Source organism: Pantoea sp. EKM103V (assembly GCF_011800365.1).
In the GTDB taxonomy this organism is placed as follows: domain Bacteria; phylum Pseudomonadota; class Gammaproteobacteria; order Enterobacterales; family Enterobacteriaceae; genus Pantoea; species Pantoea anthophila.
The window spans coordinates 1-210 of record NZ_JAALFQ010000075.1; the positions used below are offsets into that span (position 1 = coordinate 1).

The 210-nt window shown below is 54.3% G+C and carries 1 tRNA gene; it reads right to left on the bottom strand.

Annotated features, from left to right (window positions below):
- Positions 1 to 131: 131 nt before the first annotated feature.
- Positions 132 to 208: transfer RNA gene (locus tag HFD97_RS22155), tRNA-Arg, on the bottom strand.
- Positions 209 to 210: the final 2 nt, after the last annotated feature.

Genomic DNA, 210 nt, shown 5'->3' on the forward strand with positions numbered 1-210 from the left:
TGCATCCAGGAGGATTACTCAGCTTGCGCTTCGCCCTGCGGGCCGTTGCTGATGCAACGTTATCCTCCTTAGTGCGGTCTGAACGCTAATGCGTCATGTCACACTGAGGCACTTCGCCATATCCGAAAATATGGTGCATCCAGGAGGATTCGAACCTCCGACCGCTCGGTTCGTAGCCGAGTACTCTATCCAGCTGAGCTATGGATGCAT